7 protein-coding genes are annotated in these 9,691 nt (G+C 70.3%); 2 read left to right on the forward strand and 5 right to left on the reverse strand.

All coding sequences use genetic code 11. The features are described 5' to 3' along the window. Positions 1 to 119: 119 nt before the first annotated feature. The 5 genes from C5O18_RS03030 to C5O18_RS03050 all read right to left on the reverse strand — a co-directional run bounded on the left by C5O18_RS03030 (position 120) and on the right by C5O18_RS03050 (position 7,786). Positions 120 to 2,135, reverse strand: coding sequence for an acetyl/propionyl/methylcrotonyl-CoA carboxylase subunit alpha (locus tag C5O18_RS03030; RefSeq protein WP_105191386.1), 2,016 nt, complete (start codon positions 2,133 to 2,135; stop codon positions 120 to 122). Next, positions 2,132 to 3,007, reverse strand: a complete 876-nt coding sequence (locus C5O18_RS03035; RefSeq protein ID WP_105191387.1) for an enoyl-CoA hydratase/isomerase family protein — start codon at positions 3,005 to 3,007, stop codon at positions 2,132 to 2,134. Before C5O18_RS03035 ends, C5O18_RS03030 begins: the two co-directional genes overlap by 4 nt. Before the next feature lie 10 nt (positions 3,008 to 3,017). Beyond that, positions 3,018 to 4,643 carry an acyl-CoA carboxylase subunit beta gene (locus tag C5O18_RS03040; protein ID WP_105191388.1) on the reverse strand — a complete coding sequence of 542 codons (1,626 nt, stop codon included), beginning with the start codon at positions 4,641 to 4,643 and terminating at the stop codon, positions 3,018 to 3,020. 48 nt (positions 4,644 to 4,691) lie between these two features. Next, positions 4,692 to 6,515: an acyclic terpene utilization AtuA family protein gene (locus tag C5O18_RS03045; protein WP_105191389.1), complete on the reverse strand. Its 1,824-nt coding sequence runs from the start codon at positions 6,513 to 6,515 to the stop codon at positions 4,692 to 4,694. A gap of 107 nt (positions 6,516 to 6,622) precedes the next feature. Beyond that, a complete protein-coding gene (locus C5O18_RS03050) occupies positions 6,623 to 7,786 on the reverse strand; it encodes an isovaleryl-CoA dehydrogenase (protein WP_105191390.1) in 1,164 nt (387 codons plus the stop codon). A 261-nt stretch (positions 7,787 to 8,047) separates the two neighbouring features. On the opposite strand from C5O18_RS03050, the gene C5O18_RS03055 reads away from it, so the two are divergent. Together C5O18_RS03055 and C5O18_RS03060 are read left to right on the forward strand one after the other, a co-directional pair. After that, on the forward strand, positions 8,048 to 9,136 hold the full coding sequence (locus tag C5O18_RS03055) for an AraC family transcriptional regulator (RefSeq protein ID WP_105191391.1): 1,089 nt from the start codon (positions 8,048 to 8,050) through the stop codon (positions 9,134 to 9,136). A gap of 72 nt (positions 9,137 to 9,208) precedes the next feature. Beyond that, positions 9,209 to 9,691 (forward strand): class I SAM-dependent methyltransferase (locus C5O18_RS03060; protein ID WP_241146715.1); only part of this gene is annotated, 483 nt, incomplete at its 3' end.

The raw sequence follows: 9,691 nt of genomic DNA on the forward strand, positions 1-9,691 counted from the left end.
CCGGCGAGCGCGTAGACCTGGCGCCGGCACAGGCACCGGAGGTGACGGCGGCGGTGCGTAGCGCCCTGCTCGCCCACCGCCTGTCGCTGCGCCGGCTCTGGGAGCCGGCGCGCTAGACCTCAGGCCGCCGGCGTGATCTGCACCAGCAGCTGGCGCAGCGAGACCTGGCCTCCGACGCCGGCCATCACGGCCTCCACGGTGCCGGCCACCGGGGCCTGCAGGCGGAACTCCATCTTCATGGCTTCCAGCACCAGCAGCGGGTCGCCCTTGGCCACGGTCTGGCCGGCTTCGACCTGCACCGCCACCACCTTGCCGTCGATGGGCGCGAGAATGCGGCCATCGCTACCGGCTTCGGCGGCCTGCGCCGGCTCGTAGGTGGCATCTTCGTAGAGCGCGGTCACGGTCTCGCTGGCGAGCCAGAGCTGGCTGCCGCTGCGCGCGAACCAGGCGTGCCGGCGGCGGCCATCGGCCAGGTAGTCCACGCGGCAGCCATCCACCGCGAGAATGCGCAGGGACTCGACGCCTCCGGTGGTGTCAGGCGCGGCATCCGAAACAGCGACGCGGTACTCGCCGCTGCCGGACTGGCTCACCGTCAGCGCCTCGGTCTGCTCGCCACGACGCAGCTTGAGCAGGGTCGGCGTGTGGTTGGCGCTGTGCCAGCCGAGCAGGCTGGCGTCCAGCGCACCACCGGCCTGCAGCGCCAGCGCGTCGGTGTGCACCAGCAGCGCGGCGGCGAGCGCGCGCTGGCCGGCGGAGGGCTCGGCCAGCGCGCTGATGCGCTCGGCCGGGTACTGTTCGGCAATGAAGCCGGTGGTCACGCCCGGGCCCTGGAACTCGGGATGCGACAGCAGCTCGATCAGGAAATCGCGGTTGCTGGCGAGACCGAGGAAGGCGGTGTCGCGCAGCATGCCGATGAGCTTGTGGATGGCGCGTTCGCGGGTCTCGCCCCAGGCCATGAGCTTGCCCTGCAGCGAGTCGTAGTACGGCGAGATGACGCCGCCCTCGATCACGCAGTGATCGGCGCGCAGACCCGGGCCGGACGGCGTGCGCCAGGCCAGGATGCGTCCGGTCTGCGGCAGGAAGCCGCGCGCCGGGTCCTCGGCGCACAGGCGCACCTCGATGGCGTGGCCGTGGCGGCGGGCATCGATCGCGTCCTGCGCCAGCGGCAGCGGGTCGCCCTGCGCCACCTGCAGCTGCCAGGCCACCAGGTCGAGGTCGTGGATCAGCTCGGTGACCGGGTGCTCGACCTGCAGGCGGGTGTTCATTTCCAGGAAGTAGAAGCTGCCGTCGGCGGCGAGCATGAACTCGACCGTGCCGGCGCCGACATAGTTCACCGCCTTGGCGGCGGCCACGGCGGCCTCGCCCATGCGCTGGCGCAGCGACGGATCCACGGCCGGCGACGGCGCTTCCTCGATCACCTTCTGGTTGCGGCGCTGCACCGAGCAGTCGCGCTCGCCCAGGTGCACCACGTTGCCATGGCGGTCGCCGAAGATCTGGATCTCCACGTGTCGGGCCTGCAGCACCGCCTTCTCGATCAGCAGCTGGCCATCGCCGAAAGCGTTGGTCGCTTCGCTGCGCGCGGACTGGATCGCCGCCTTCAGCTCGCCGACCTCGTGCACCAGACGCATGCCGCGACCGCCGCCACCGGCGGCGGCCTTGACCATGACCGGCAGGCCGACCTTGATGGCCTCGGCCACCAGCAGGTCGTCATCCTGCCCGGCGCCCTGGTAGCCCGGCACGCAGGGCACGCCGGCGGCGATCATGCGTTCCTTGGAGGCACTCTTGTTGCCCATGGCCTCGATGGCGTCGGGATCGGGGCCGATGAACACCAGCCCGGCATCCTGCACCGCCTGCGCGAAGTCCTCGCGCTCGGACAGGAAGCCGTAGCCGGGGTGGATGGCGCCGGCCCCGCCCTCGCGGGCGGCGGCGATCAGCTTGTCGATGCAGAGGTAGGACTCGCCCACCGGGCCCGGCCCGATGCAGATGGCGACATCGGCCTCGCGCACGTGCAGGGCGTCGCGGTCGGCCTCGGAGTGCACGGCCACGGTGCGATAGCCCTGGGCGCGGCAGCCGCGGATGACACGGGCGGCGATCTCGCCACGGTTGGCGATCAGTACGGTGTCGAAGCGGCTCATGCCTTCGGCTCCTGTTCGGTCAGCAGGGACAGCAGACGGGGAATGTCGGCCGGGGTGATCACGCGCGCCCAGGCGGCGGCGCGCTTCTGCATGAAGGCGCCGATGCCCTCGGGCGCCTCCGGGCCGCGCGCGCAGGCGGCGAAATGGTCGGCGGCCTGGTCGAGCACGGCATCCGGGTCGACCAGGCCGACGCTGAGCACGATCGCCTTGGTGCGCGCGTTGGCCGAGGGCGCGCAGCGCAGCACCTCGGTGAGCACGCGCGCGAGGCCGTCGGCGAGCGTGGCTTCATCGGCGAAGACCTCGTGCACCAGGCCCAGGCGCAGGGCCTCGCGGCCGTCGAACTGGGCGCTGGTGAGCACCAGCCGGCGCGCCTGGGTGAGGCCGATGCGCTGCACCACGAAGGGCGCGATCTGCGCCGGCGGCAGGCCGCGCGAGGTCTCGGGCATGCCGAACTTCGTCGCTTCGTGGGCGAAGGCGATGTCGGACACGCAGGCGAGGCCGAAGCCGCCGCCGAGCACGCCGCCCTCGCAGACGGTGACCAGCACCTGCGGAATCGCCTCGGCAGCGCGCAGCAGCTCGCCGAAGCCGCGGTTCATGGTAGCGATGGGGTCGGCTTCGCCCGGCGCCGGCTGGCTGGCGGCATCGGCGAACACGCCCTTGAGGTCGGCGCCGGCGCAGAAGTGGCCGCCGCGGCTGCGCATCAGCACCACGCGCACCTCGGGGCGGTCGCGCAGCCCGGCGAACAGCGCCAGCAGCGCGGACACCATGTCCGGGTTGAGGGCGTTGCGGGCCTCGGGGCGGTTGAAGGCGACGGTGAGCACGCCGGTGTCGGCGTCGAAACGGGTGAGAACGCTCTGGTTCGCGGCAGTCATGGTCAGATCCTCAGAAACGGGCCACGCCGAAGCTGTTCGGACGCAGCTTGCGCAGCTGCGCCTCGCGGCACACGGACAGGGTCAGCGACAGCACGCGGCGGCTGTCGCGCGGGTCGATCAGGCCGTCGTCGAACAGGCGGGCTGATGCGGCGAACGGGTGAGAATCCTCGTCGAACTTGTTGACGATCTGCATTTCCAGCATCTGCAGGATGGCCTCGTCCTGTTCGCCGATCTCGCGGCCTTCCTTGATCCACTTCTCGCGCGTGATGATCGACATCACCTTGGCCGCCTGCTCGCCGCCCATGACCGCGGTGCGGCTGTTCGGCCAGGCGAAGATGAAGTGCGGCCCGAAGCCGCGCCCGCACATGCCGTAGTTGCCGGCGCCGAAGCTGCCGCCCATGACCAGCGTGATCTGCGGCACGGTGGCGTTGGCCACGGCCTGGATCATCTTCGAGCCGTGCTTGACGATGCCGCCCTGCTCCGACGCCGAGCCGACCATGTAGCCGGTGGTGTTCATGAGGTAGATGATGGGCAGGTTGGCGTGGCAGCAGAGCTGGATGAACTGGCCGGCCTTGGTCGCGCCGGCGGTGGTGATGGGGCCGTTGTTGCTGATGATGCCGACCTGGTGGCCGTCGATCACGGCGCGGCCGCAGACGGTCTGCTTGTCGTACTCGACCTTGAACTCGGTGAACTCGGAGCCGTCCACCAGCCGCATGATGACCTCGCGGCAGTCGTAGGGCTTGCGGTAGTCGGCGGGCACGGCGCCGCAGATCTCGTCGATGTCGTAGCGCGGCGCGCGCACCGGCAGGCGCGCCACCTCTGGGCGGTCGGCGTTCCAGTTCAGCCCGCGCACCACCTCGCGCGCGATGCGGATGCCGTCGGCGTCGCTCTCGGCCAGGAACTCGGCGGTGCCGGCCTGCTGGGTGTGCATTTCGGCGCCGCCCAGGTCCTCGTCCACCGCGATCTCGCCGGTGGCGGCCTTGAGCAGCGGCGGACCGGCGAGGAAGACCTTGGCGTTCTTGCGCACCATGATCACGTAGTCGGACAGGCCCGGCATGTAGGCGCCGCCGGCGGTCGAGGAACCGTGCACGATGGTGACCTGGGGAATGCCGGCCGCCGACAGCCGCGCCTGGTTGGCGAAGGTCTTGCCGCCGGGAATGAACAGCTCGGCCTGGTACATCAGGTTGGCGCCGCCGGACTCGATCATGGACACCACCGGCAGCTTCTGCTGCAGCGCGATCTCCTGCAGGCGCAGCGTCTTCTGCACGCCGAACGGGGTCATGGTGCCGCCCTTGATGGCGGAGTTGCTGGCCACGATCAGGCAGCGCACGCCCTCCACGTAGCCGATGCCGGCGATGGTGTTGCCGCCGGCCAGCGAGCCGTCCTTGTCGTCGTGCATCTTGTAGCCGCACAGGGTCGACAGCTCGAGGAAGGGCGAGCCGCGGTCGATCAGCAGGTGCACGCGCTCGCGCGGCAGCATCTGGCCGCGCTTGTGGTACTTGGCGCGGGCGCGGTCTTCGGTGGCCAGCACCTTGCTCTCGACCTCGCGCAGCGCCGCCACGGCGGCCAGCATGCCCTCGCGGTTGGCGCGGAAGGTCTCGTCCTGGGTGTTGATGCGGGATTCCAGCACAGTCATGTCAGCGGACTCGTTCTGATAGCGGAAGAAAGTTCAGGCAGCGGGCCGTCAGGCGCCGCGCACCGGCGCCGGGGTCCCGGGCAGCGCCGCGGCCACCGCCGCCGGCACCGGAATCTCGATGTCCAGCAGCATCTGCCCGAAGCACTTGCCCTGCGGGTCGGTGCGCAGCGAGGCGATGCCGCCGCCGCCCAGCGCATGGCGGATGAGGAAATTGAAACTGTGGCTGCCCGGCAGCTCCCAGCGCGACACCGAGCCATTGGCCGCGATCAGGTGGCCGAAGTACTCCGCCACCCGCTGCTCGCTCAGCGCGGCGCGGATGTACGGCAGGTAGGCCGGGTCGCGCGCCATGACGCCGACGTTGCCGTGGTCGCCCTTGTCGCCGCTGCGCGCCACCGCCAGCCGGATCAGCGGCACGTTCACGGCGTCGGCGGTCGGCGTCCAGGTCTCGCCGGCCGGCTGCGCCGGCAGCGCCGCCGGGTCCCAGGGCGAGCCTTCGAAGATCGCCACGTCGGTGCGCTTGCCTTCGAAATCGACGGTGACGGCGACATCGCGCTTGGGCACCTTGCAGGACCACAGCTGCACCACCGGCTGCACGCTCGGGCGGCCGCCGAAATAGCCGGTCAGGCCCGGCGCCATGCCGGTCGCGGCCTGCGCCAGCTCCTTGGAGAACAACACCAGCGCGGCCTTCTCCTTGTGCTTGGCGGCGATCTTCACCACCACCTCGCGCGTCGCCTGCGCGCCGGCGCGGGCGTGCGGGCCGTACATGGCCTCGGCGCCGAGCAGCTCCACCGAGGTCTCGCTGAACGGGCCCCAGCCCTTCTCGGCGAACAGCCGCTCGCACTTGGCGATCAGCGCCTGCGACACGCGCCCGGCCTTGGCGGCGGCATCGCGTCCGCCCATGAGGAAGGTCGAGGTGATGCGGTTGCCGCGCGGCGTGGTGCCGGAGACCTTGTAGGTGTCCGGCGGCGTGGCGCCGACCGCGCCCTGCACCAGCACCTGGTCCGGGCCGACCTGGGTCAGCGTGGCGCCGGTGAAGTCGCAGCGCACGTCCGGCAGCAGGTAGGCGCGCGGGTCGCCGATCTCGTAGAGCATCTGCTCGCCGACCGTGCCCACGGTCACGGCGCCGCCTGTGCCCTCGGGCTTGCCGACCACGAAGCTGCCGTCCTCGCGAATGTCCACGAACGGAAAGCCCATGTCCTCGTAGCCGTCGGCCACGGTCTGCCAGTCGGTGAAATTGCCGCCGGTGCACTGCGCGCCGCATTCGATGACGTGGCCGGCCAGCGAGCCCTGCGCCAGACGGTCGTAGTCGGTGGCACCCCAGCCGAATTCGTGCATCAGCGGGCCCAGGGTGACCGCGCTGTCGACGCCGCGCCCGGTGATCACCACCTCGGCGCCCTGGTCCAGCGCCTCGGCCACCGCCGGGCCGCCAAGGTAGGCGTTCATGCTCACCAGCATCCCGGGGAACGGCGCGCCGCTCTCCATTTCGGTGATGCCGGCGGCGCGGAACTCGCCCTGGCGCGCGGTCAGGTCATCGCCCTCGACCACGGCGATGCGCAGCGTCACGCCGGCGGCCTCGGCGGCGGCGGCAAGCGCGTCGCGGCAGGCGCCGACATTCATGCCGCCGGCATTGCTGATGACCTTGATGCCCTGCGCCTTGACCTCGGCCAGCAGCGGTGCCATGACCTCGACGAAATCGCGGGCGTAGCCCTGGGCCGGGTCCTTCATGCGCTGCACGGCCAGGATCGACATGGTGACCTCGGCCAGGTAGTCGAACACCAGGTAGTCGAGCTTGCCGCGCTTCACCAGCTGCTCGGCGGCGGTGCTGGTGTCGCCCCAGAAGGCGGATGCGCAACCGATACGTATGGATTTCATGTCACTGCTCCTTCTCGTGGGCCCCGTTTTCCGGGGCTCGCCGGCGGCGCGCGTGGCGCCGTCCGGCCGTGATTTCATCGCACCATTTCATCGCGCCGGTCCGGCGCTCAGGCGGTCTCGCCGAACAGCTCGCGGCCGATCAGCATGCGCCGGATCTCGGATGTGCCGGCGCCGATCTCGTAGAGCTTGGCGTCGCGCCACAGGCGGCCGGTCGGGTTCTCGTTGATGTAGCCGTTGCCGCCCAGCACCTGGATCGCCTGCCCGGCCATCCAGGTCGCCTGCTCGGCGGCGTAGAGGATGGCGCCGGCGGCGTCCTTGCGCACCGGCTCGCCGCGGTCGCAGGCGCGCGCCACGGCGTAGACATAGGCCCGGCTGGTGTTGAGCGCCACGTACATGTCGGCGACCTTGCCCTGCATGAGCTGGAACTCGCCGATGGCCTGGCCGAACTGCCGGCGCTCGTGGATGTAGGGCAGCACCACGTCCAGCGCCGCCGCCATGACCCCGATCGGCCCGCCGCTGAGGATGGTGCGCTCGTAGTCGAGGCCGGACATGAGCACGCGCACGCCGCCGCCGACCTGGCCGAGCACGTTCTCCACCGGCACCTCGCAGTCCTGGAACACCAGCTCGCCGGTGTTGGAACCGCGCATGCCGAGCTTGTCCAGCTTCTGCGCGGTCGAGAAGCCCTTGAAGCCCTTCTCGATGATGAACGCGGTGATGCCCTTCGAGCCGGCGTTGATGTCGGTCTTGGCGTAGACCACCAGCACGTCGGCGTCCGGCCCGTTGGTGATCCACATCTTGTTGCCGTTGAGGATGTAGCGGTCGCCCTTCAGCTCGGCGCGCAGCTTCATGCTCACCACGTCGGAGCCGGCGCCCGGTTCCGACATGGCCAGCGCGCCGACATGCTCGCCGCTGATCAGCTTCGGCAGGTAGCGGCGCTTCTGGGCATCGCTGCCGTTCTTGCGGATCTGGTTCACGCACAGGTTGGAGTGCGCGCCGTAGGACAGGCCGATGGCCGCCGACACGCGCGAGATCTCCTCCACCGCCACGGTGTGGGCGAGGTAGCCCAGGCCGGCGCCGCCGTACTCCTCCTCGACCGTGATGCCGAGCAGGCCCATGTCGCCGAGGCGGCGCCACAGGTGCATGGGGAATTCGTTGTCGCGGTCGGTGGCATCGGCGATCGGCGCGATCTCGGCGCTGGCGAACTGGCGGACGGCATCGCGCAGGGCGTCGATGGTGTCGCCGAGGTCATGGTTGAGCGAGGGAAAGTGCATGGCGGCGGCTTCGTTGTGCTGATGTGCTTGTGGTGTTGCCCTGCGGCCCGGCGTCATCCGGCCCCGTGGCCCGGCGCTTCCGCGTGGCGGCCGGCGCGGTACATGACCGCCCGGTCTCCGGCCCCGCCAGTGTCGGCCGGCACCCCGGCGGGAACAATGAGGAAAGCGGCAATAAAATGGATAAATCAGGACACGAAACTTTGATTTCCTGCTGGAAATCGGCAAAAGTCCGGAAATCAACGGATCAAACAGGACAGCGTGATGAACCCGCTGCACCACACCGTGTCGGCGCATGTGCTCGATGCCATGCTCACCCGCGCCAGTGCCGCCGGCTGCGACCGCGACGCCCTACTGGCGCAGGCCGCCATTCCTCCCTCTGCGGCCACCGCGCCCGCTTCGACGGCAGCCGCTGCCGCGCCCGGCGCGCCACTGTCCGCTGCTCCGCCGGATGGCCAGGCGCGCATTCTGCCGCTGCAGTTCGCCAGCCTGATGCGCGCGATCTGGCGCCAGACCGGCGACGAGTTCATGGGCTTCACCGAGCGCCCGAGCCGGGTCGGCACCTTCCCGCTCATGATGCATTCGGTCATGTCCGCCGCCACCCTCGGCGAGGCGCTGCGCCACGGCTGCCACTTCTACCGCGTGCTCAGCGACGAGATCTCGCTCGGCCTCCGCGAGGATGACGACGGCCTCGCCCGTTTCTGCCTGCACCTGCGCCGGCCTGATCTCGACACCGGCCACGTGCTCACCGAGACCATCCTGCTGTGCTGGTACCGCTTCGCCTGCTGGCTGATCAACCGGCGCATCCTGCTGCGCGAGACCACTTTCGCCTACCCGACGCCCGCGCACGTGGCCGAATACCACCAGCTCTACCCCTGCCCGCACCACTTCGGCGAAGGCGAGACCACGCTGGCGTTCGATGCCGCCATGTTGGCGCTGCCGGTCACCCGCAGCCGCGACGAGCTGAAGGCGCTGATCAGCGAACTGCCGCTGGGCTTCTTCGTGAAACCGGTGTTCCAGGGCAGCTTCGGCCACCGCGTGCGCAGCCAGCTGCTGCGCCCGAGCGAGGCCGGCTACGCCGATCTGGAGGAGGTCGCGGCGGCGCTGTTCATGACCGGCCGCACCCTGCGCCGCAAGCTCAAGGAAGAAGGCACCAGCTTCCAGCTCATCAAGGACGACCTGCGCCGCGACCAGGCGTTGGCGCTGCTGCGCGAAAGCGACGACAGCGTGCAGGCGGTGGCGCTGCGGGTCGGCTTCCGCGAAGCCACCGTGTTCATCAAGGCGTTCCGGCAGTGGACCGGCATGACACCCGGCGACTACCGGGCGCGACTGAAGCGGCGCCGGGGCGGCTGAAACAGCTGCAGGCACTTGCCACAATAAATAATGAGAATCATTATTTATTGTCCATCCCCGGAGCCGCCCGTCATGACCAGCCCCGCCGCCAGCATACCGACCCGCCCCGACCTGCAAGGCATTCCGGAAACCATGCTGTGGACGCTGCACAACCGCGCCAGCGACGCCCTGCGCCCGGACGGCCTGCTGCGCGACCCGGACGCCATTCGCATCTACCAGGCCATCGACTACGACTACCGGGGCCGCTTCGGCAAACCGGACGGCTCGCACGCCCTGCGCTCGCGCCTGTTCGACGATACCCTGCGGCCCTGGCTGGCAGCGCACCCCGGCGGACTGGTGGTCGAGCTGGCCTGCGGCCTGGAGACCCAGTACCGGCGCTGCGACGACGGCCAGGTGCGCTGGCTCTGCGTCGACGTGCCCGAGGCCATCGCCATCCGCGAGCGCTTCCTGCCCGCCAGCGAGCGCTGCCGCCACCTCGGCCGCAGCGCGCTCGACCTGTCCTGGCTGGACGAGGTCGACAGCGACCGCGGCGTGTTCATCACCGCCCAGGGCCTG

It is taken from the genome of Amnimonas aquatica (assembly GCF_002943415.1).
Taxonomy (GTDB): Bacteria; Pseudomonadota; Gammaproteobacteria; order Pseudomonadales; family Moraxellaceae; genus Perlucidibaca; species Perlucidibaca aquatica_A.